The organism is Streptomyces sp. NPDC055239, assembly GCF_053606205.1.
This window is the reverse complement of the sequence record NZ_JBSGRD010000001.1, coordinates 1,266,103-1,285,576: the sequence shown is the minus strand read 5'-3', so window position 1 is coordinate 1,285,576 and position 19,474 is coordinate 1,266,103. Positions and strand designations below refer to the sequence as shown.

Below are 19,474 nucleotides of genomic sequence, written 5' to 3'. Positions count from 1 at the left end.
CCACAGTGACCTCTCAACCCGGGCGGCACTTCCTCCAGATACCGGGCCCCACCAACGTTCCCGACCAAGTGCTCCGCGCCATCTCGGCGCCGACCATCGACCACCGAGGCCCCGACTTCGCCGCTCTGACCACGGAGTTGCTGGCCTCCCTGAAGCCGGTCTTCGGTACATCGGGACCCGTCGTGGTCTTCCCCGGATCCGGCACCGGCGCCTGGGAGGCGGCCCTGGTCAACACGCTCAGCACCGGAGACCGGGTGCTGCATGTGGAGACCGGCCACTTCGCCACGCTCTGGCAACGGATGGCCGCAGGCCTCGGCCTGTACGTCGACTTCGTGCCCGGCGACTGGCGCCACGGCGTCTCGCCCGAGGCCGTCGCCGAACGCCTCACGGCCGACAGCGCTCGTACGATCAAGGCCGTCTGCGTGGTGCACAACGAGACCTCGACCGGCGTGACCAGCAGAGTGTCCGAGATCAGGCAGGCGATGGACGCCACGGGACACCCGGCGCTGCTGCTCGTCGACACCATCTCCTCGCTGGGTTCGATCGACTACCGGCACGACGAGTGGGGAGTCGACGTCACCGTCGCCGGGTCCCAGAAGGGGCTGATGCTCCCGCCGGGGCTCGGTTTCAACGCGGTGAGCGAGAAGGCTCTGGCCGCATCGCGCACCGCACGGTTGCGCAAGTCCTACTGGGACTGGCAGCCGATCATCGAGGCGAACCGACGCGGCTTCTTCCCGTACACCCCCGCCACCAACCTTCTCTACGGTCTGGCCGAAGCGCTGCGGATGCTGGAGGCCGAGGGGCTCCCCGCCGTCTTCGCCCGGCACGACCGGCATGCGGCAGCCACCCGATCCGCCGTGCGCGGCTGGGGACTTGAGGTGCTGTGCGCCGACGACCGCGAATACTCGTCCTCGCTCACCGCCGTACTCATGCCTGAGGGCCAGGACGCCGACAAGGTGCGCGAGATCATCCTGGAGCGGTTCGACATGTCCCTGGGAGCGGGCCTCGGCAAACTCGCCGGACGCGTCTTCCGCATCGGGCACCTCGGCCACTTCAACGATCTGACGCTCGCGGGCACGCTCGCAGGTGTCCAGATGGGCCTTCAGCTGGCCGGCGTACGCATCGACCCGAACGGGCTCACCGCCGCCCTGGACGTCCTGCGCTCCGAGTGACGGCGGCCGTGCGCACGCCGAACTCCCCACCCCGCCGAGGAGGTTGCCGAGCATGACCGTCACCGAGGGCGAGAGCCCCACCCACGAAAGCCCCGAGAACGCCGAGAGCCGGGATCGGGCCCGCGGTCTCCAGAAGGACCTGGTCAGGGATCTCGACGGAGAGGTCCAGTTCGACGACTACACACGGCACTTGTTCGCCCGGGACGCGAGCATGTACGCCATCACGCCGATGGGTGCGGTCTTCCCCCGGCACGCCGACGACGTCGCGGCCGCGGTCGCCGCCGCCGCGGCCCACCGGGTGCCCGTCGTGCCGCGCGGGGCCGGGACCAGCCTGGCGGGCCAGACCGTGGGACCCGGTCTGGTCCTGGACCTGTCCCGGCACATGAACCGCATCGTGGAGCTCGACCCGGGCAGCGGTACGGCCCTGGTCGAGGCCGGTGTCGTACAGGACCAGCTCAATCGTGCCGCGAGCCCGTGGGGGCTGATGTTCGGTCCCGACACCTCGACGAGCAACCGCGCCACCATCGGCGGGATGATCGGCAACAACTCGGCAGGCAGCGGATCGGTGCGCTACGGCATGACCATCGACCACGTCCGCGAGCTGGACGTGGTGCTCGCGGACGGCAGCCGGGCGCCTCTCGGCCGGGTCGACGAGGCGGAACGCGTCCATCGCGCCGCGCAGTTGACGCTCGAAGGCTCCCTCTACCGGGAGCTTCCCGAGATCGTCCGGGCCAATGCGACGGCCATCGCCGAAGGGTTCCCGGCACACTGGCGCCGCGCCTGCGGCTACCGCCTCGACCGTCTCGCCGGCGATGACGCGCCCTTCGACCTCGCCAAGTTCGTCGTCGGCTCTGAGGGCACCCTGGCCGTAGCTACTTCGGCCCTCGTCGATCTGGTGCCCAAGCCCGGCCGCACGGTGATCGCCGTCGGCCACTTCACCTCCGTGGCGGGTGCCATCGCGGGGACGGAGGACGCGCTGGCCTGCGATCCGGCCGCCGTGGAGCTGATGGACCGTACGATCCTCGATCTGTCCCGGCGCAAGATCGAGTACGCGGCGCTCGGCGACCTCCTCGAAGGCGAACCCGAAGCCCTGCTCTTCGTCTCGTTCACGGGCGACGAGGAGGGTGAACTCCTCGACCGGATGCGGCAGCTCACCGCGCTGTGGTCCCGGCACGGGCACGGCTACCACACTCTCCAGGCCATCACCCCGGCCCAGCAGTCGTCGCTCCTGAAGGTCCGCAAGGCGGGGCTCGGCCTGCTGATGGCCGCCAGCGAGGGCACCCGGCGCCCGCTCGCCTTCGTCGAGGACACCGCGGTCGACCCCGTGCATCTCGCCGAGTACACCCGTAGGTTCAAGGACGTCCTCGACCGGCACGGCATGACGGCCGGGTTCTACGGCCACTGCTCCGTCGGCTGTCTGCACATCCGGCCCTACCTCGACCTCGCCGACCCGGCGGACATCGGCCGGATGCGTGCCGTGGCGGAGGAGGTCAAGGATCTGGTCGCCGAGTACGGCGGGGTGAACTCCAGCGAGCACGGCGACGGGCTCGCGCGCAGCGAGTTCAACCGGGAGATATTCGGCGAGAAGCTGTACGAGGCGATGCGCCAGGTCAAGCGGCTCTTCGACCCCGACGGCATCCTCAACCCCGGCAAGATCGTGGACGCGGCGCCGATGACGGAGAACCTGCGCGACGCGGCGCTGCCGCCCGCCGAGCCGCTGCGCACCCGCCTTTCCTTCGAGGTCGTGGGCGGTGGCGGCATGCGGGCGGCGGCGGACCGGTGCATGAACATCGGCCTGTGCCGCAAGTCCGGTAGCGGCGCCATGTGCCCCTCGTACATGGCAACGCGCAAGGAGGAGGACTCCACCCGCGGTCGGGCGGGGGCCCTGGTCAAGGCGCTCTCCGAGCCCGACCCGCAGGCCGCGCTCGGGGACGAGCGCCTGCACGAGATCCTCGACCTGTGCCTGATGTGCAAGGCGTGCAAGAGCGAATGCCCCCTCGGCGTCGACATGGCCACCCTCAAGAGCGAGACCCTCTCGCACTACCACGACACGCACGGAGTGCCCCTGCGCACCCGCCTGTTCGGTGCGATCCGGCTCCTGAACCGGCTGGGTTCGGCGACCGCACCGCTGTCCAACCTGCCGGGGCGCATCACCCCCGTGCGGCGCCTCATGGACAAGGTGCTCGGCATCGCCCCGGAGCGGCCGCTGCCGGTGTTCGTACGCCGCAACCTGCTGCGCTGGTTCCGGCGACGTACGCCCGGCACCTATCCGGTCACCCAGGGCACCGTCACCTATCTCGCCGACTCCTTCACCACGTTCACGGAGCCCGGCATCGGCAGGGCGGCCGTCGAGCTTCTTGAACGGGCGGGGTGGCAGGTGCGGTTGGAGAGCGGGGGCTGCTGCGGCAGGTCCAGTCTCTCCAAGGGCTTGGTCGACGACGCGAAGAACAAGGCGCGTCAACTCGCGCATTCCTTGCGGCAGTCGACCGAACCGGGTTCGCCGATCGTGGGCTGCGAGCCCTCGTGCCTGATGACCCTGCGCGACGAGCACCGGGCCCTGCTGCCGGACGACACCGCAGTCAAGGACATCGCCGGCCGGGTCCGCCAGGTCGAGGAGCTGCTTGTGGAGGCCATCGACGACGGGCGGCTGCGGCTGCGCGACGACTCCTGGCTCGCGGGACGCAAGCTGCTCTACCACGGTCACTGCCACCAGAAGGCGGAGGTGGGGACGGCCGCGACCGTCGCGCTCCTGAACCGGATCCCGGGGGCATCCGTTTCCGAACTCGACGCCGGGTGCTGCGGGATGGCGGGCTCCTTCGGCTTCGAGTCGGAGCACTATGAGGTGTCGATGACGGTCGGCGAGGACCGGCTGTTCCCCGCGATCGAGGCGGAGGACGCCGACACGGTCGTGGTCGCCACCGGTGTGTCGTGCCGCCAGCAGATCTTTCACGGCACCGAGCGGAACGCCTGGCATCCGGTGCAGTTGCTGTGGGAGGCGGTGGAACCGGCATGAGAGCGAGGGCGGCCGTGGTGCCCGAGCACCACGGCCGCCCTCTTACTCAGCCAGGTCACGCAGCTACGGTGGAGCCGCCTGCCTCCGCTTCGTGGTGGATCGGCATCCCGGAGTCGGTCAGCGGAACGCCCGTCCCGCCCCGCCGCGCGGCGACGATCTCCGCCGCTATGGACAGCGCGGTCTCCTCCGGGGTGCGGGCCCCGAGATCGAGCCCTATCGGAGAGTGCAGGCGAGTCAACTCCTGCTCTGTGACGCCGACTTCACGCAGTCGGTGGTTGCGGTCCTCGTGGGTGCGGCGCGAGCCCATCGCGCCGACGAACGCGACCGGAAGGCGCAGGGCCACCTCCAGCAACGGGATGTCGAACTTCGCGTCATGCGTGAGTACGCACAGGACCGTGCGCCCGTCGACATCGGTGTCCCGGAGGTAGCGGTGCGGCCAGTCGATCACGATGTCGTCGGCCTCGGGGAAACGAGTCCGCGTGGCGAAGACAGGACGGGCGTCGCACACCGTCACGTGGTAGCCGAGGAACTTCCCGGTACGCACCAGGGCCGCGGCGAAGTCGATCGCGCCGAACACGATCATGCGGGGCGGAGGCACGCTCGACTCGACGAACAGGGTCAGGGGCACACCGCAGCGCGATCCGCTCTCCGAGACGACGAACTCGCCGGTGCGGCCCGCGTCCAGCATCGCGCGGGTCTCCCCCACCACCGTACGGTCGAGGTCCGGATGGCCGTCCAGGCCTCCTTCGTACGATCCGTCGGGGTGCACGAGCACGACCCTGCCGAGGAGTTCGGCCGGGCCCAGGGCCACGCGGGCGATCGCCGCCGCCTGTCCCCGGGCCGCGGCCGAGAGTGCCGCCGCGAAGACCTGTCTGCCCGGCGCGTCCACGCCCAGCGGCGTGACGAGGACCTCGATGACGCCGCCGCAGGTCAGGCCGACCGCGAAGGCGTCCTCGTCGCTGTAGCCGAACCGCTCGCGGACGGCCTGGCCGTCCTGGAGCGCCTGGACGCACAGGTCGTACACCGCCCCTTCCACACAGCCGCCGGAGACCGAGCCGATGGCCGTGCCCTCGCTGTCGACGGCGAGGGCCGCGCCGGGCGCGCGCGGCGCGCTGCCGCCCACCGTCACTACGGTGGCGACGGCGAAGGCCCGGCCCTCCTCGACCCAGCGGTGCAGCGCGTCGGCGATGTCAAGCATCCAGGGCTCCTCCCGCGTTCAGGACACGGTCGGGCCGGATCGGCAGGTTCCGGTGGCGTACGCCGGTCGCGTGCCAGACCGCGTTGGCGATCGCCGCGGCGACTCCGACAATGCCGATCTCACCGATGCCCTTGATGCCGATCGGGTCGTCGGCGTCCGTGTCGTCGACCCAGTCCGCCTCGATGAGCGGCACGTCGGCGTTCGCGGCGAAGTGGTAGCCCGCGAAGTCCGCGCCGACATGGCCGCCCGACGCCTGGTCCCGGTGGGCCTCCTCGTGCAGGGCCATGGACAGGCCCCAGGTCATCCCGCCGACGAACTGGCTCCGTGCGGTCAGCGGGTTGATGATCCGGCCCGCCGCGAAGATGCCGAGCATGCGCCGCACACGGATCTCACCGGTGGCGACGTCGACGGCGACCTCGGCGAACTGCGCACCGTAGGAGTGCCGTTCCTTCTTCGAGAGGGCCCCGACGGCCGCACTGGTGTCGGAGCGCACCGTGATTCCCTGCGGCGGAATGTCGCCGCCCAGGGCCAGTTGCTCCCGCAGTTCACCCACCGCGGCCGTGACCGCCCAGCCCCAGGAGCGGGTGCCCATCGAGCCGCCCGAGATCGCCGCCTGGCCGAAGTCGCTGTCGCCGATGCGCACATGGACGCGGTCCTGGGGCACCTCGAGGGCTTCCGCTGCGATCAGGGTCAGGGCGGTCCGCGCTCCGGTCCCGACGTCGGCGGCGGTGATCCGCACGGTGAAGGTGCCGTCGGCCTCCGCCGTGACGGCCGCCGTGGACGGCGCGACGATCACCGGGAAGGTGGCCGACGCGGTGCCTGTGCCGAGCAGCCAGCGCCCTTCGCGTCGCACGCCGGGACGCGGGTCACGGTCCGCCCAGCCGAACCTGCGGGCGCCTTCCTGGTAGGCGGACAGCAGATTGCGGCTGGCGAACGGCAGCCCGGAGACGGGGCCCACGTCCGGTTCGTTGCGGGCGCGCAGCGCGATCGGGTCGACGCCGCACCGCTCGGCGAGTTCGTCGAGCGCGGACTCCAGGGCGAAGGAGCCCGGAGCCTCGCCGGGCGCACGCATGTAGGTCGGCGTCGGCACGTCGAGGCGCACGACACGGTTGACGCTGCGGTGGGCGTCGGAGGCGTACATGGGGCGTCCGAACCCGGCGCTCGCCTCGACGAATTCATGGACCGTCGAGGAGAGGCTGTGCGCCTGGTGGTCGACGGCGCGCAGCCGTCCGTCGGCGTCGGCGCCGAGCCGCACGCGCTGGGCGGTGGGGCTGCGGTAGCCGGTGAGCGTGAACAGCTGGCGGCGGGTGATGACGACCCTGACGGGGCGGTCGAGCTGGGTCGCCGCCATCACGGCGAGGATCTGGTGCACGCGTAGGCCCTTGGACCCGAAGGCGCCGCCGACGTGTTCGGACCGTACCCGTACCGAGGAAGGGTCGAGCGAGAACAGCTTCGCCAGTTCGTCCGCGACCCAGGTGCTGCCCTGGTTGGAGTCGACGACTTCGAGGCGTCCGTTGTCCCAGCGCGCCATCGCCGCGTGCGGTTCCATCGAGCTGTGGTGCTCTTCGGGGGTGGTGTACTCCTCGTCCACCACATGGGCGGAAGAGGCGAGTTCGGCCTCCAGGTCGCCCTTCTCCACCAGCATGCCGTCGCCGTCCGGCGTGTACGTGCCGGGGTGCGCCGAGGAGAACGCGACGTCGTGCGGCTCCTCCTCGTACCGCACCACCAATGCCTCGGCGGCCTCCCTGGCCTGCTCGGAGGTCTCGGCGACGACCAGCGCCACCGGCCAGCCGACGAACGGGATCCGGTCGTGCTGGAAGACCTCGACGATCGGGTCGGGCTTGCCGAGCACGCTGACGTAGTCCGCGTCGACGCGCGGCGCGTTCCCGTGGTGCAGGACGGACAGGACACCGGGCATCTTGCGGACGGGATCGCTCTCGATCGAGCGGATCCGGCCGCGGGCGATCGTGGACAGCACCAGCCAGCCGTGGCCGAGTTCCGCGAAGGGGATCTCCCCCGCGTACCGGGCCGCGCCGGTGACCTTGTCCCGGCCCTCCACGCGGGTGAACGAAGCGCCGACGGCGCTCGCAGCCCCGGTGGATGTGGTCGTCGCCGTCATCGCGCGGCCTCCTCGGTGAGCTCGGTCAGCAGGGCGACGACGAGGTTGCGCATCAGCGTCACCTTGTAGCCGTTGTGGGGCAGTGTCCGCGCGGCGGCCAGTTCGGCGTCCGCAGCGGCGGCGAACGCCTCGGCGCTCGCCGGGCCTCCCGTCAGGACCCGCTCGGCCTCCAGGGCGCGCCAGGGCCGGGACGCCACCGCGCCGAAAGCCAGGCGTACTTCGCGTACGACACCGTCCTGGACGTCGAGCGCCGCCGCGATCGAACCGATCGCGAAGGCGTAGGACGCGCGCTCGCGCACCTTGCGGTAGCGGGAGTGGGCGGCGACCGGTGCGGGCGGCAGGGTGATGCCGGTGATGAGCGCGCCGGAGGGCAGTGCGGTCTCCAGGTGCGGAGTGCTGCCCACGGCCAGATAGAAGTCCGCGAGCGGCAACTCGCCGGTGCCCTCAGCCGTTTCGTACGAGATGACGGCGTCGAAGGCGGCGAGGGCCACCCCCATGTCGGAGGGGTGAACGGCCACGCAGTGCTCGGTGGCGCCGAGGATGGCGTGGTTGTGGTGTTCACCCCCGACAGCGGGACAACCGCTGCCGGGGTCGCGTTTGTTGCAGGGTTTGGAGAGGTCGGCGAAGTAGCCGCAGCGGGTGCGCTGGAGCAGGTTCCCGCCGACGGTGGCCATGTTGCGCAGCTGGCCCGAAGCGCCGGCCAGGACGGCTTCCGACAACGCCGGGTAACGGCGGCGCACTTCGGGATCGGCCGCGAGGTCGCTGTTGGTGACGGTCGCGCCGATCCGCAGACCGCCGTCGTCCGTGACCTCGATCCGGTCGAGAGGCAGCTCGCGTACGTCGATGAGCAGTCCGGGCCGCTCCACGCCGCTCTTCATCAGGTCGACGAGGTTCGTGCCGCCGCCCAGGACGCGCGCGTCGGGGTCGGTGCCGAGCAGCGCGACCGCGCCGGGGACGTCGAACGCCCGCTGGTAACCGAATTCCCTCATGCCACGGCCTCCGCACTCTCGGTCTCGGTGGCTGCCGCCTGTGCGACTGCCTGGACGATCGACACATACGCGCCGCAGCGGCACAGGTTGCCGCTCATGCGCTCCCGGATCTCGTCGGCGCTCAGCTCGGGCACACCCGCTTCGGGCCGTACGTCGGTGGTCGCGGCGCTCGGCCAGCCCGCCGCGTGCTCCTCGATGACGGCGATGGCCGAACAGATCTGCCCGGGTGTGCAGTAGCCGCACTGGTAGCCGTCGAGGTCGAGGAACGCCTGCTGCACCGGGTGCAGCCGCTCTCCTTGCGCCACGCCCTCGATGGTGGTGATCTCGCGGTCCTCGGAGGCGACGGCGAGTTGCAGGCAGGAGACCGCCCGGCGCCCGTCGATGAGGACCGTGCAGGCTCCGCACTGCCCTTGGTCGCAGCCCTTCTTGGTGCCGGTCAGATCGAGGCGCTCACGCAGGGCGTCGAGCAGGGTGGTGCGGTGGTCGACGGGCAGCGTGTGCTTTTCGCCGTTGATGTTCAGGGTGATGGCGCTGGACGTCGATAGGGCCACGATCAGCCTTCTTTCGCTTCTGTCAGCTTTTGTCACGTGAGGGGGGCGTCGTGCGGGGGTACGGGGCGATCCCGGCGGAGAGTCCGGGAAGGGATGGCGCTGTGCGTAAAGGGGGTCCGCCCGGGGCACCCATGGCGTACGCGAGGGAGCGAGCGGTCCGCGGCGATCGCGGCCGACCGTCCCCACCGGCTGGTTCTGCCGGTATGGTGACCCTAAGCGGACAGCTGTCCGTTAGCCTCAAAACTTAACGGACAGTTGTCCGCTTAGCAAGAGCGGCCCGGGCCGCGATTCTCGGTAGGAGGTCGAGTGCACCCGAAGAAGGACGCACAGTTGCGCTCGGACGCGCAACGGAATCGCGAGCGCATCCTGGAAGTGGCACTGGCCGAGCTCACGCGCTCGGCGGACGCCCCGCTGAGCGCGATCGCGAAGAAGGCCTGTGTCGGACAAGGGACGTTCTACCGCAACTTCCCCAACCGCGAGGCACTCGTCCTCGAGGTCTACCGCTACGAGGTACAGCAAGTCGCCGACACCGCCTGCCAGCTCCTCGACACCCGCGCCCCCGATCAGGCCCTGAGGGAGTGGATGGACCGCCTCGCGCAGTACGCCATGGCCAAGGCGGGCCTGGCCGACGCGATGCGCAAGGCCACCAGCACCATGGGCACGCTGGCCGGAGTGGGGCACGGCCCTGTGACATCGGCCGTCACGCTCCTCCTGAAGGCGAACGAGAAGGCCGGCACCATCCGCCCGGGGATCACCCCCGACGACTTCCTCCTCGCGATCGCGGGTCTCTGGCAGATCGATCCGCACGGCGACTGGCAGTCGCGCGCCGGACGGCTCATGGACCTGGTCATGGACGGACTGCGCGCCGGGGCGCCCGGGCGCTGAGGCGCCACACGGTCAACGGGACCGCGGGGTCAGCGGGATCGTACGGTCCTGGTCAGCGGCGCCGCGACGCACGCGGCGACGATCAGGATGACGAAGGCGACCGTCAGGGCCGTGGTGTATCCGTGCACGGAGGCCGCCGTGGAGGTGGCGTCCGCGGTGGACGCCGCATACGAGGCGGCGGCACTGGCCGCGACCGTGTTGAGCAGGGCCGTGCCGAGCGCGGCTCCCAGTTGCTGGGACGCGTTGTAGGCCGCCGCGGCTGAGCCGATGTCGTGCGGGGGCATGTCGGCGGTGGCCAGGCTCGCGGTGGGCGGCAGGACGCAGCCGAGACCGAGGCCGGTGAGGACCAGCGCCGGTACCAGGTAGAGCGGGAGGACCTCCGTGCTCTGCGATGTCAGGCGGGTCAGGAGGAGCATGCCCGCCGCCGCCGCGAGCAGCCCCGGCACGATCAGTGCGGCGGGCGCGACGCGTCCGTGGAGCTTCCCGGCGATCAGCGTCGCGCCGACCAGCGCGGCCACGGCGTTGATGATCAGGGTCAGACCCGCCTCGACGGGTGAGTAGCCGAGGATCGTCTGCGTGTAGTAGCTCATGAACAGGTAGAAGCCGAACATCGCGACGAACAGCAGGGTGATCGAGGCGAACGCGCCGGCGCGGGCCCGATGCACGAGTACGCGCATCGGGAGCAGTGGCCGTGGCACCCGGACCTCCACGGCGGCGAACGCGGCGAGCAGCAGGACACCGCCCGCGAGCAGGGCGAGGACCTTCGGTGCACCCCATCCGAGCGGTTGGGCCTCGTTGAAGGCGTACACGATCGCTGCGAAGCCCGTGGCGCTGAGCAGGGCGCCCGCCACGTCGAGCCGTCCCTCGCTCCGGACCGGCCGGTCCCGTGGCACGAAGGCCGCGCCGAGCACGGCGAGCAGGGCGACGGGGACATTGACGTAGAGGCACCAGCGCCAGCTCGCGTACTCGGTGAGCAGTCCACCTGCGACAAGCCCGACCGCCGAGCCCGCGGCGCCCACCGCGGCGAACACGCCGAAGGCCCGGCCGCGTTCGCCCGGCTCGGTGAAGGTGATCGTCAGGAGTGAGAGTCCCGCAGGCGCGAGGAGCGCGGCGAACACCCCTTGCAGGGCCCGCGCCCCGAAGAGCATCCCTGGATCCACAGCGGCACCACCGAGCGCCGACGCGGCGGCGAAGCCGATCAGACCGATGAGAAACGTACGCCGATGGCCGAGGGCGCTGCTGACCCGGCCGCCGATCAGCAGCAGCCCTCCGAAGGCGAGCGCGTACGCGGTGACGGCCCACTGCCGGCTCGCGTCGGACATGCCGAGCGCGCTCTGCGCGGAGGGCAGCGCGATGTTCACGATGGTCCCGTCAAGGACCACGAGGAGCTGGGCCGCGCTCACCGCGAGGAGCGTCCACCATCGGCGCCGGGTGAGTTCGGGAGCGGTCCCGCCTTGCGTGTCGTGGGGCTCCGAGGTGTCGGCGCGCAGCTGCGCCCCGGTCAGTTCGTCGTCTGCTGGATTCATGACTTCAAGTGTTTCGTTGAACTCGCCCCGGAGACTTCTCCTCACTTCCGGCCGACGCCCTGGGCGTATCACGCTGTGAACCCTCAAGCCCCGGTTGCACCCGCCATGACAGAATCGCGCCTTGAACAGCGGCGATGAGGGTGTGAGCGCAGTGAGACGGCGGACCAGGACCGGCACATGGGATCGTTTTGTGGCGTCGGACCCCGGGCTCCTGCGACTGATGGCGGGCCTGCGGACGGTCGGCTCGATCGCGCTCACGCTCGTCGTTCTCGCGCTGCTCGGCACCGACGTCACCCACATGGTCGCGGGCGCCATGACCGCGATGGTCTCCACCTTCGCCATCAAGGAGAAGGAGGTGCGCGGCCAGGCGATCACGCTCGCGCTCAGCCTGCCCGTCGCGATCACGGCGATCTCGCTGGGGGCGCTGCTGCACGATCAGGTCGTCGCGGGTGACATCTTCTTCATCGCGCTGATCTTCGGCGCCGTCTACAGCCGCCGGTTCGGCGACCGGGGCACGACCCTCGGTCTGATCGGCTTTCAGGTCTACTTCGTCTCGCTGTTCGTGGGCGCCACCGTGTCCGCGCTGCCCAGCCTGTACCTGTCTCTGGCCGTCGCCTTCGCGTGCAGCGCCGTCGTACGGTTCGCCGTCGTACCGGAGACGCCCGGGCGTGATCTCGCTCGGCTGCGTGTCGCCTTCAGAGCGCGGCTCGCGCAGCTGGTGGCGACGCAGACGGAGCTCCTCGACGCCACGCCCGAGCAGTTGGAGAAGGTACTCGGCGAGCTGCGGCGAGGCACCGCCCGGCTGCACGAGACGGCCCTGATGATCCAGGGCCGCCTCGAGGAGGGCACCCCCGACGCGGCCACGGCGACGCTGGTCCAACGCCGCGTGGCGGACGCGGAGATCGCGGCCGAACGTCTTGGCGTGCTGCTCCTGAACGCGCGCAGCGCCGAACGCGCGGACACCCTCACCCTGCACCTGCCGCACGCGCCCGTACCGGCGACGGGGACGCGCATCCGCGCCGAGGACGACGCGACCGTCACCCTGCGCCGCGATCTCGGCGCGCTGCACCTGCTGGTCGGCCGCCCGGTCGCCGACGACCGGGGCACGGGCCTCGCCCACGTACGCAACAGGCTGCTCGGCTACCGCGACGAGGACAATCTGCCCCGGGCCTCGATGGCCGTCCAGGACGTCTTCCGCGGAATCGGTGAGGCCGCGCGCGCCGTGCTCGGCCTGCGGATCGCGCTCGACGGCCCCCAGGACGAGTCGGACGACTCACCGGCGACGACCCGCTCCCGCGAGGAGTTCGACGCCGAGGACATCGCGATCGCCGGTGCCGAGGAGGCCGCCGAGAGCGACGAGGACGACCGCACGGGGCTGCGGCGCCCCACCACCAGGGCCGCTTTCCAGGTGGCGGTGGGCTCGACCCTGGCCATCATCGGCGGCGAGTTCCTCTCCACCCAGCGCTGGTACTGGGCGGTGCTCACCTGCTGGGTCGTGTTCCTCAACACCGCGTCCACGGGCGAGATCCTGGTCAAGGGCTATCGACGGCTCCTGGGCACGGTGCTCGGGGTGGTCGCGGGTGTGGCGCTCGCGGGTCTGGTCGGCAACCACACATGGGTGGCGTTCGCGCTCGTCCTGGTCTTCATCTTCGCGATGTTCTTCACCGCTCCCCTGTCGTACGCGCTGATGTCCTTCTTCGTCACGGCGATGCTCGGCCTGCTCTACACGCTCCTGAACACCTACAGCCTCTCGGTGCTCTGGCTGCGCATCGAGGAGACGGCGCTCGGGGCGGCCTGCGGCATCATCGCGGCGGTCCTCGTACTGCCGGTGCACACCGACCGGCGTACGGACGAGCTCCTGAACACGGTCCTGACCAGGCTCGCCGATGTCATCTCCGCGTCGGTCGAGCAGCTCAGCGGTGGTCCGGCGGCCGATCTCCTGGACAAGGCGCGGGATTTGGACACCGCGCTCGACGATCTGCGGGCCTCCATCCAGCCGTTGACCCACCCGATCACTCCGCTGCGCGGCCGCCGCCGTACCGCCCGCTATCTGGTGGCGCTCCTGGAGACCTGCGCCTATCACGCCCGTTCCCTCGCGGCGACGGCCGAGCTCGTGCCGTACAGCAAGAACATCGCGGCCGATCCGCGTCTGGAGCGGGCGGGCCTGCGCATCGCCCACAACCTCGAAGTCATCGCCGCGTACGTGGAGGACGACAAGGCCACCGGTGAGGTCGAGTCGGGTGCCAGCATCGCCTCGATGCTCGATGCCGAGGGATCCGGCGCGCCCCGCTCCGGCACGGTGACCTACCGCGTCCTGCGCCATCTGCAGCGCCTCGACGAGGGAGTGGTGGGTCTGGCCCGCCCGCTCGACGTGCCGGTCGAGGGCCGGGGCCGGTCGGCGAGCAGGGCTCCGCGGGTCTGAACGCGTCCGCGGACGCCGGTCACCTCGCGACGGCGCTCCTGGGCGCCTGTGCTGACGCGAGCCTGAGGTGCGCCGCCCCGCGCAGTGCGGTGCGGTGGCCGGAGAGCGCGGGATGGGTCAGGGCCAGGAACCAGGCGTCCAGGGCGGCGTGCATGCCGCGGGCCGCGGCGGCGCGGCGGCACGCGCGCAGTCCGTCGACGCTGACGATCCAGCGGGGCCGGGCCACGACGGTGACGGAGCTCACCCAGCGCTGGGCGTCGGTCAGGTCGTCGGTCTGCATGGCGACCAGTCTGCGCGGGGAGATGACGGCCGAGAGGGCCCGCGCGATGTCGCTGTCGTCGGGCAGCAGGGCCACCGGCTCCCCGTCGAGGTCGATCAGGCCGACCAGTTCGATGTACGGAAGGCCGCGATGGACGACGGACAGTCGAGCGGCCAAGGCACAGGCCAACAGCTCGCGGCATTCCTGGTCGGTCAGCGCACTGCGTGCGTGTCGTTCGCGTCGGTCCATGTCCCGGCTCCCCCGGCGGGATGCCCGCTGGGCGGGCAGGGTCCACATCACAGGCGTGATCTGTCGCCGGGGTCCGGGGCGGCCCTCCGTGGGCGAGCCATCAACTCGCCCTCACAAAGGGCACTTTGACTGTCGTACGACTGGGACGCGGACGCAATACGCCGCGGTGCGGCTCCGGTCGGAGGCTGAATGTCGCCCCATCGGAGCCGTCAGATGTCTCAGGTGTCCCCGGCGCACCGTGCGTGCGTCACCTCACCTGCCGGACCCCACGTGGCGCAGCTCCAGCGGAACCGGTGCGGGCAGGGGCTCGGGCGGTGCGGTGCGATCGGCGCGGAAGGAATCGAGGAGGTAGGCGACGAAGCGCCGGGACGCGGCCGCTGCCGCCTCGGCGGAGCCCATGGCGATGCCGCAGTTGGCCATGAGGAGGAGCGCGAGGTCCGCCGGGTCGAAGTCGGCGCGCAGCCGCCCGGTGTCCTTCGCGCGCCGCACCAGTTGTGCGAAGCCCCGCTCGGCACGGGCGCGTTCCCCCTCGTAGTCGATCGCGTCCGGGAATGCCGTCAGGAACGCGGCGGTGAATCCGCGGTCGACCACGTGCATGGCGCACACCTTCTCGATGGCCGTTCGGAACCCGCGCCACGGATCGGGGTCCGCGAGGGCGTGGTCGACGACTGCCACGCAGGCCGCGAACTGGTCCGCGAAGACCTCCGTGACCAGGGAGTCCCTGGTGGGAAAGCGGCGGTAGAGCGTGGCCACGCCGACGCCTGCCCGGCGGGCGATGGCGGCGATCGGCACGTCGAGGCCGCGTGTGGCGAACAGTTCGCGGGCGGCTTCGAGGACGCGTTCGCGGTTGTGGAGCGCGTCCGCGCGCAGCCCTGCGGCCGCGGCCGGAGCGAGCTCCGTCGTCGGCCGTACCGGAGAGGAATCGGTCCGCATCCGAGAGGAATCAGCAGGCATGTTTCTCACATTAGCTCAAGTGGACGATCCTCTCCGTTTAGGGCGTTAACGTCGCTGACAGTGACATCCAGCAGCCATAGACAGGGATACGGAAACGATGAGTGACATGCGTGCGGCGTTGTACGACAGCTACGGCTCTCCGGAGGTCCTGTACGAAGGCACCCTGGCGAAGCCGGTCGCGGGCCCGGGTGAGGTGTTGGTGCGCGTCCGTGCCGCCAGCGTGAACGGCGGCGAGCTGATGGGCCGTGCGGGCAAGGTGCGGCTGGTGACGGGACTTGCCGGGCGGGGCTTCCCCAAGCGCATGGGGATCGACTTCGCCGGTGAGGTGGCGGCTCTGGGCTCCCCCGTGCCCGGCCTCGCGGCGGGCGACCGGGTGTGGGGCGCCCTGGCACGGTCCCAGGGGTTCGGCAGCGCGGCGGAGTTCGTGGTCGTACGCCCTGGGCAGCTGGCCCTCGCTCCGGCCGGTCTTGATCTGGTCCGGGCCGCGGCTCTGCCCGGTGTCGGCACCACGGTGATCACGGCGCTGCGGGACAAGGCCCGTCTGGCGGCGGGTGAGCGGCTCCTCGTACGTGGCGCGAGCGGCGGCGTCGGGAGCGTCGCCGTCCAGTTCGGGCGGGCGTACGGCGCGCATGTCACGGCGCTCGCGAGTGCCAGGAACCTCGACTTCGTGCGGGACCTGGGAGCCGATGAGGCCTTCGACTACGCGACCACCGGGCCGACCGACCTCGACCGCTTCGACGTCGTACTCGACGCGGTCGGCACGGAGTTGAGCGCGTACCGCCGGTTGCTCGCACCGGGGGGCCGCATGGTGGCGGTCACCTTCGACGCCCGGCGTATGGCCGCTTCGCTCTCCTACATCGCGGGGTCCACGGTGTTCGGTTCGCGACGCGTGCGGTCCTTCAGCGGCAACCCCGGGCACCAACTCTTCGCGGAACTGACCCGGTTGACGGAGAGCGGTGCGATACGGCCCGTGGTGGACACGGTGTACCCACTGGCTGACATCGCTGGTGCGCACCGTGCGCTGGAAGCGGGCGGAGTCCGCGGGAAGCTCGTGGTCGACGTCAGAAAAACACAGGACGTCAGGACATCAGGGGCAGTGGAGCCGGGCTGAGCAGGTCACTCGGGCTCCGCCAGAGCCAGCGCCCGTGCGTTCGTCCGGTGGGCCTCACGGAGGCCCACCGGACGCGAACTCTAGGGGATCACCGTTCCGGGGCCGTTGTCGCCGCTCAGGTTCAAACCGAACAGCGCCTTCGCCGCCGGTGCCCCGATGTCCGTCGGGTTCTGCGCGGCCGACTGCGAGGCCGTCACGCCGGAGGCGGCGCCGCGCAGCAGCCACACCGCGCCAGCGTTCACGACGGTACCCAGGTTCTCGCCCGGCGCGCCCGCGGCCAGGTCCGCCTTGCCGTCCCCCGTCACGTCGAGCAGTCGTACCGAACCGCCGAACACGTCGCCGGACTCCGCGACACCCGGCACGCCCTCCGTGTCCTGGTGGAACGCCTGCGCGCCCTTGCCGGTGAGCCCGCTCTTGCCGCTCTTGAGCAGCACCACTGCGCCGGCCTTCGCCTTCGAGCCGATCGCCTCGCCGGGGACGCCGACAGCCAGGTCGGGGTATCCGTCACCGTTCGCGTCGCCCGCGCTCAGCCGGCCGCCGAACTGGTCGCCCTTCTCGCTCGCCCCGGGCACGCCCGCCGTGTTCTGCGTGATCGTCTGCGTACGGGTCTGGCTGGGGCCGGACGACGAACCGTAGTAGATCTTTACGGTGCCGGGGTCCTCCTCGGTGCCCTCGGTGTCGCCGTTCGGGAAGATGCGCGTGGCGAGGTCGGCGTAGCCGTCCTGGTCGAAGTCGGCGACGGCGGTGCTGGACGCGGAGTCGAGCCGCTGCGGGACGGTGGACAGGCCATCCTTGGTGCCGAGCCACAGTTTGCCGCCCTCGGCGTGGTTCTCGTAGACGTAGAAGGTCGCGAGGTCCTCGATGCCGTCGCCGTTGAAGTCGCCAGCGGCGGTCGAGTTGATGGAGTTGTCGGTGCTGTACACCTTCACCTGCTGCTCGCGGGCGGGGGCGCCGTCGCGGTCGAAGGGGCCGTAGAGCACGTCGTGGTAGTCGTAGTCCTCGCCGTTGCGCATGAACAGGTCCATGTGCCCGTCGTCGTCGAAGTCGCCCGCGGTGATGTCTTCGCCGACCTGGGCGTTCGCCGGTGCGTCGATACGGACGGCGTCTTGACCGGAGACTCCGGTCTTTCGGCCCCACAGGACGATCACCGATCCGCCGACGTTGTTCTCCGGCCGGTAATCGCGGGTGACCACCGCCAGGTCGGTCAGGCCGTCGCCGTCCAGGTCGCGGGAGACCATCGCGTAGCCGAAGACCTGGTTGTCGCCGGAGTCGCCGGGCACGCCGGGGGTGTCCGCGGTGATGACCGTGGTGCGCGCGGGGTCGAGGCCGTGCGCCGAGCCGTAGCTGATCGTGATGTAGCCGGCCCAGACATGGCCGCCGACCTTCGCGCCGGGGGCGGCGACGGCGATGTCCTGGTAGCCGTCGCCGTCGAAGTCCTCGCGCACGGTGGTGGCGCCGTCCTTCGCGGATGCGGTGCCCGCGACGATCGGCACGCCGAGAGACCCGATGAGGGCGGCGGCTACGGCGGTGGAAATGGCAGGTCTGCGGATGCCCACGGTTCCTCCTCATGGCGCGAGCGATGTCGAGACGCGTGCGCGCGAATGTGATTCATTTACGAGACACGCGGAAACAGCTGATGGTTGTGCGCCGAACGGCACGTGAACGGGCGCAGGCCGACTACGGGACGGACCCGGCTCCGGGCACCTGAGCTGTGTTCAGAAGGATCCAGTTGTCGTTCGGCAGATTCGCGGGAGCCGGTGGGGGCACCGGACGGGCCTCCTCGCGCCACGCGGAACCCACGGCCGCCGTGGCGACTCCCCGCCAGAAGCGCGCGGCCCCCGCGTTGGCTTCCTGGAAGGCGATGGCCCAAGCACCGGGCCGGGAGTGCAGCAGTTGCAGGGCAGCCTGCCGACCGACGCCGCGCCTGCGGAGCGCACGTACGACGAAGAACGCCGAGATCGAGGTCGCCCCCTCGGACAGGGGACGGGTCAGGACGAAACCGGCCGGTGCCGCGCCGTGCTGGATCAGCAGGGCCTGGCGCCCTGGCTCATCGAAGAACAGCGGCAAAGTGCTGAACCCGAACGTTCCGTCGAGTGTCGGGAGATGGCCCAGGAACTCCGACAGGTCGTGCCGGTACAGCTGCGCCAGCTGTTCGACGACGGGGCGCAGCTCGGCGGTCGCGGGGCGGATGGTGAGTGGCGCGCAGTCCATGGTCGAGCCCATCGGGAGATTCTGGCACGGTACGCGATCTTGGGCCGAGCGTCGTCTTCGAGGCGAGTGCGAAGAACCCCGGCGTCAGGCTCTCGGCGAAAGATGTGGCCGGGATGCCGAAACCGGCGTGGCGGCTCCGTCCCAGGGGCAGAGGATGCGGTCAGCACGGCCGCACCATCGCCGTACCGGAAGGACAGCCATGCGAAAGCTCGTAGTCCAGCAGTGGGTCACCGTCGACAACATCGCCGCGGAGGAGGACGGCGGACTCAGCTTCGTGTCGGGCGAGCCCTTCTCCGAGAAGACCGACCCAGCGTTCAAAGCGAGCGTGATGGGGTTCATCGACTCGGTCGACACGATGATCCTCGGCGCGAACACCTACGCCATGTCCAAGGACTACTGGCCGAACGCCGACGACCAGGGCGAGTACGGCGAGAAGCTCAACAACCTCACCAAGTTCGTCGTCTCGTCGAAGCTGGACGACGCCCCCTGGGGCGACTTTCCCGCCGCGACCGTGACGCGCGACCCGGTCGCTACCGTCCGGGAGCTCAAGGAGCAGAGCGGCAAGGACATCTGGCTGTGGGGGAGCTTGGAGCTCATGCACTCCTTGCTGGACGCCGGCGTGATCGACGAAGTCCGGATGCTGGTCTGCCCGGCGTCACGCGGGAAGGGAACGCGCGTCTTCGAGGATGGGCAAGATCTGAAGCTGGTCGAGGCCACCTCGTTCGAGAACGGCCTGGCACTTCTGCGCTACGAGATCAAGAAATAAGGGAATTCACCGCGCCGCGATGAATTCTGCGGCGTCCGGCGGTCATATG

The 19,474-nt window shown here is 70.6% G+C and carries 15 protein-coding genes; 6 read left to right on the top strand and 9 right to left on the bottom strand.

Annotated features, from left to right (window positions below; translation table 11 throughout):
• Positions 1-5 precede the first annotated feature (5 nt).
• Both ACWFRJ_RS05325 and ACWFRJ_RS05320 read left to right on the top strand, forming a co-directional pair.
• Positions 6-1,172, top strand: a complete 1,167-nt coding sequence (locus tag ACWFRJ_RS05325) for a pyridoxal-phosphate-dependent aminotransferase family protein (RefSeq protein WP_453524842.1) — start codon at positions 6-8, stop codon at positions 1,170-1,172.
• Positions 1,173-1,224: 52 nt separating this feature from the next.
• Positions 1,225-4,185, top strand: coding sequence for an FAD-binding and (Fe-S)-binding domain-containing protein (locus tag ACWFRJ_RS05320; RefSeq protein ID WP_453524841.1), 2,961 nt, complete (start codon positions 1,225-1,227; stop codon positions 4,183-4,185).
• 55 nt (positions 4,186-4,240) lie between these two features.
• Here ACWFRJ_RS05320 and ACWFRJ_RS05315 read toward each other — a convergent pair whose 3' ends face one another.
• From ACWFRJ_RS05315 to ACWFRJ_RS05300, 4 genes are read right to left on the bottom strand one after another with little or no spacing between them, the layout of a single operon-like run.
• Complete coding sequence (locus ACWFRJ_RS05315) at positions 4,241-5,383, bottom strand: XdhC family protein (RefSeq protein WP_453524840.1); 1,143 nt, start codon at positions 5,381-5,383, stop codon at positions 4,241-4,243.
• Positions 5,376-7,502 (bottom strand): xanthine dehydrogenase family protein molybdopterin-binding subunit, encoded by a 2,127-nt coding sequence (locus ACWFRJ_RS05310; RefSeq protein WP_453524839.1) that lies wholly within the window; start codon positions 7,500-7,502, stop codon positions 5,376-5,378. Before ACWFRJ_RS05310 ends, ACWFRJ_RS05315 begins: the two co-directional genes overlap by 8 nt.
• The gene (locus tag ACWFRJ_RS05305; RefSeq protein WP_453524838.1) at positions 7,499-8,491 is read right to left on the bottom strand and encodes an FAD binding domain-containing protein; all 993 of its coding nucleotides are present in this window, start codon (positions 8,489-8,491) and stop codon (positions 7,499-7,501) included. Before ACWFRJ_RS05305 ends, ACWFRJ_RS05310 begins: the two co-directional genes overlap by 4 nt.
• Positions 8,488-9,042, bottom strand: a complete 555-nt coding sequence (locus ACWFRJ_RS05300; protein ID WP_453524837.1) for a 2Fe-2S iron-sulfur cluster-binding protein — start codon at positions 9,040-9,042, stop codon at positions 8,488-8,490. Before ACWFRJ_RS05300 ends, ACWFRJ_RS05305 begins: the two co-directional genes overlap by 4 nt.
• A 306-nt stretch (positions 9,043-9,348) precedes the next feature.
• Here ACWFRJ_RS05300 and ACWFRJ_RS05295 point away from each other — a divergent pair, with 306 nt between their 5' ends.
• Positions 9,349-9,927, top strand: a complete 579-nt coding sequence (locus ACWFRJ_RS05295) for a TetR/AcrR family transcriptional regulator (protein ID WP_453524836.1) — start codon at positions 9,349-9,351, stop codon at positions 9,925-9,927.
• Between the two features lie 29 nt (positions 9,928-9,956).
• Here ACWFRJ_RS05295 and ACWFRJ_RS05290 read toward each other — a convergent pair whose 3' ends face one another.
• Complete coding sequence (locus tag ACWFRJ_RS05290) at positions 9,957-11,453, bottom strand: MFS transporter (protein ID WP_453524835.1); 1,497 nt, start codon at positions 11,451-11,453, stop codon at positions 9,957-9,959.
• A gap of 220 nt (positions 11,454-11,673) precedes the next feature.
• Here ACWFRJ_RS05290 and ACWFRJ_RS05285 point away from each other — a divergent pair, with 220 nt between their 5' ends.
• Positions 11,674-13,875, top strand: a complete 2,202-nt coding sequence (locus ACWFRJ_RS05285) for an FUSC family protein (protein ID WP_453525072.1) — start codon at positions 11,674-11,676, stop codon at positions 13,873-13,875.
• Between the two features lie 19 nt (positions 13,876-13,894).
• Here ACWFRJ_RS05285 and ACWFRJ_RS05280 read toward each other — a convergent pair whose 3' ends face one another.
• Complete coding sequence (locus ACWFRJ_RS05280; RefSeq protein ID WP_453524834.1) at positions 13,895-14,383, bottom strand: hypothetical protein; 489 nt, start codon at positions 14,381-14,383, stop codon at positions 13,895-13,897.
• Positions 14,384-14,635: 252 nt separating this feature from the next.
• Positions 14,636-15,337: a TetR/AcrR family transcriptional regulator gene (locus ACWFRJ_RS05275; RefSeq protein ID WP_453524833.1), complete on the bottom strand. Its 702-nt coding sequence runs from the start codon at positions 15,335-15,337 to the stop codon at positions 14,636-14,638.
• Positions 15,338-15,443: 106 nt separating this feature from the next.
• Between ACWFRJ_RS05275 and ACWFRJ_RS05270 the strand changes: the two genes are divergently transcribed.
• Entirely contained in the window at positions 15,444-16,448 is a 1,005-nt protein-coding gene (locus tag ACWFRJ_RS05270) for an NAD(P)-dependent alcohol dehydrogenase (RefSeq protein WP_453525071.1), read from the top strand.
• An 80-nt stretch (positions 16,449-16,528) separates the two neighbouring features.
• On the opposite strand, the gene ACWFRJ_RS05265 is transcribed toward ACWFRJ_RS05270, so the two are convergent.
• Both ACWFRJ_RS05265 and ACWFRJ_RS05260 read right to left on the bottom strand, forming a co-directional pair.
• A complete protein-coding gene (locus ACWFRJ_RS05265) occupies positions 16,529-18,004 on the bottom strand; it encodes an FG-GAP and VCBS repeat-containing protein (protein ID WP_453524832.1) in 1,476 nt (491 codons plus the stop codon).
• A gap of 121 nt (positions 18,005-18,125) precedes the next feature.
• On the bottom strand, positions 18,126-18,671 hold the full coding sequence (locus ACWFRJ_RS05260) for a GNAT family N-acetyltransferase (protein WP_453524831.1): 546 nt from the start codon (positions 18,669-18,671) through the stop codon (positions 18,126-18,128).
• A 187-nt stretch (positions 18,672-18,858) separates the two neighbouring features.
• On the opposite strand from ACWFRJ_RS05260, the gene ACWFRJ_RS05255 reads away from it, so the two are divergent.
• Positions 18,859-19,425 carry a dihydrofolate reductase family protein gene (locus ACWFRJ_RS05255; RefSeq protein ID WP_453524830.1) on the top strand — a complete coding sequence of 189 codons (567 nt, stop codon included), beginning with the start codon at positions 18,859-18,861 and terminating at the stop codon, positions 19,423-19,425.
• Positions 19,426-19,474 lie beyond the last annotated feature (49 nt).

Excerpts from the sequence above, each read along its gene's own strand:
- ACWFRJ_RS05320 (WP_453524841.1), top strand. The coding sequence starts at position 1,225 with ATGACCGTCACCGAGGGCGAGAGCCCCACCCACGAAAGCCCCGAGAAC.
- ACWFRJ_RS05315 (WP_453524840.1), bottom strand. The coding sequence starts at position 5,383 with ATGCTTGACATCGCCGACGCGCTGCACCGCTGGGTCGAGGAGGGCCGG.
- ACWFRJ_RS05310 (WP_453524839.1), bottom strand. The coding sequence starts at position 7,502 with ATGACGGCGACGACCACATCCACCGGGGCTGCGAGCGCCGTCGGCGCT.
- ACWFRJ_RS05305 (WP_453524838.1), bottom strand. The coding sequence starts at position 8,491 with ATGAGGGAATTCGGTTACCAGCGGGCGTTCGACGTCCCCGGCGCGGTC.
- ACWFRJ_RS05290 (WP_453524835.1), bottom strand. The coding sequence starts at position 11,453 with ATGAATCCAGCAGACGACGAACTGACCGGGGCGCAGCTGCGCGCCGAC.
- ACWFRJ_RS05285 (WP_453525072.1), top strand. The coding sequence starts at position 11,674 with ATGGCGGGCCTGCGGACGGTCGGCTCGATCGCGCTCACGCTCGTCGTT.
- ACWFRJ_RS05280 (WP_453524834.1), bottom strand. The coding sequence starts at position 14,383 with ATGGACCGACGCGAACGACACGCACGCAGTGCGCTGACCGACCAGGAA.
- ACWFRJ_RS05275 (WP_453524833.1), bottom strand. The coding sequence starts at position 15,337 with ATGCCTGCTGATTCCTCTCGGATGCGGACCGATTCCTCTCCGGTACGG.
- ACWFRJ_RS05270 (WP_453525071.1), top strand. The coding sequence starts at position 15,444 with ATGCGTGCGGCGTTGTACGACAGCTACGGCTCTCCGGAGGTCCTGTAC.
- ACWFRJ_RS05260 (WP_453524831.1), bottom strand. The coding sequence starts at position 18,671 with ATGGGCTCGACCATGGACTGCGCGCCACTCACCATCCGCCCCGCGACC.
- ACWFRJ_RS05255 (WP_453524830.1), top strand. The coding sequence starts at position 18,859 with ATGCGAAAGCTCGTAGTCCAGCAGTGGGTCACCGTCGACAACATCGCC.